2 protein-coding genes are annotated in these 1,599 nt (G+C 67.2%); both read left to right on the top strand.

Annotated elements, in window-relative coordinates:
- Window positions 1-368: 368 nt before the first annotated feature.
- On the top strand, window positions 369-1,382 hold the full coding sequence (locus BW737_RS15400) for an IS110 family RNA-guided transposase (RefSeq protein ID WP_099330404.1): 1,014 nt from the start codon (window positions 369-371) through the stop codon (window positions 1,380-1,382).
- Window positions 1,334-1,582: a helix-turn-helix domain-containing protein gene (locus tag BW737_RS20185; protein ID WP_086616118.1), complete on the top strand. Its 249-nt coding sequence runs from the start codon at window positions 1,334-1,336 to the stop codon at window positions 1,580-1,582. Before BW737_RS15400 ends, BW737_RS20185 begins: the two co-directional genes overlap by 49 nt.
- Window positions 1,583-1,599: the final 17 nt, after the last annotated feature.

Here is a 1,599-nt window from a genome sequence, read left to right as displayed (position 1 = left end):
GACGTAGAGAATGTAAGTGTCTGCTCGGTGCTGGGGGTGTGTGACCCTATTTCGGACTGGCGGCCTGGTTGGGTCTGTCCTGGGATTGATCTGTCCGCGCCTGCCGGGCCGGGCGGGCGACTATTGCATCTGGTGCCGGCGGGCTCGGGGCTGCTCGCATGACTTGATATGAGCCTGGAGTTGATTCCTCATCAACGTCCTGTCTGCGAGACGGGCTCCCGGCCCGCCGGCGCGCCCACCGTCTAGGAGAGCATGATCATCATGCAGACAGCACCCAGCAATGCACTTTCAACGATACTGCCGCCGCCGAGCCTGTCCTGGCCCCAGCGGCCCCCGTCCCGGCTGGGGGACGCTGGGTGGTTGCCGGGGTGGACACGCACAAGGACACCCATCATGTCGCGGTGCTCGACGCCGTAACCGGGCAGCGCCTGGGCGACATGCAAGTGGCTGCCACCCCGGCGGGATACAGCCAGCTACTGGACTTCGCTACCGGCCTGGGACAAATCCAGATGATCGGTATTGAGGGCACCGGCTCCTACGGGGCGGGACTGGCCCGCGCCCTGCGAGCGGCCGGCGCACCCATCCGGGAGGTGATCCGCCCCAAGCGCTCCCAGCGGCGTCGCGGCAAGTCCGACCGGATCGACGCCTACGCCGCCGCGCAGCAGGCCCTGGCCGAGGCCGAGGCCCTGCCCATCGCCAAGACCGGGCAAGGACAATGCGAGCAGATCCGCGTCCTGCTGGCCGAGCGCCGCTCCGCCGTCAAGGCCGCCACCGCCACCAAACGGCAGATCAGCGCCCTTGTCATCACCGCCCCCGCCCCACTACGAACCCGCCTGGACGGCCTTAACGGCCCCGACCTGGTCAACGCCCTGGCCAACACCACCGACAGCGCTACCAGCACCAACGCCGACGCTACCGGCCGGGCTGTCACCGCCACCACCAGGCAGGTCCTGTACCGCCTGGCCCGCCGCCAGCAGGCCCTGGACCAAGAGATCAACGACATCGACACCCAACTACACGCACTCACCCAACAAGCCGCCCCCGCGATGCTGGCGACCAAGGGCTACGGGCCCGTCACCACCGCCACCCTGCTAGTAACCGCTGGGGACAACCCCGACCGCATCCACAACGAGGCATCCTTCGCCGCCCTGTGCGGCGCCTGCCCCATACCCGCCAGCTCCGGCAAAACCAACCGCCACCGCCTAAACCGCGGCGCAGACCGACAAGCCAACTGGCACTACACCAAGTCGCACGCTCCCGCCTGGCCCGCGACCCACGCACCCAGGCCTACGCCAAACGCCTGGCACAGCGCAACAAAACCCCCAAGGACATCATGCGCTGCCTCAAACGCGCCATCGCCCGCGAAGCATTCCACCTACTAACCAACCCACCCACCCCACCCCGCACCGACGACCTACGCCAACAACGCCAACAACGCGGACTCACCCTGACCCAAGCCGCCCACCACCTGGGCACCCACCCACCCCTAATCAGCCGACTAGAACGCGGACTCCACCACGACACCACCCTGACCAACAACTACCGCCAATGGCTCAACACCCACCCACCCCTAACCACTTGACAACCATAGGAGCATCA

The organism is Actinomyces ruminis, assembly GCF_002154335.2.
Taxonomy (GTDB): Bacteria; Actinomycetota; Actinomycetes; order Actinomycetales; family Actinomycetaceae; genus Actinomyces; species Actinomyces ruminis.
This window is presented reverse-complemented; position numbering and strand designations above follow the sequence as displayed.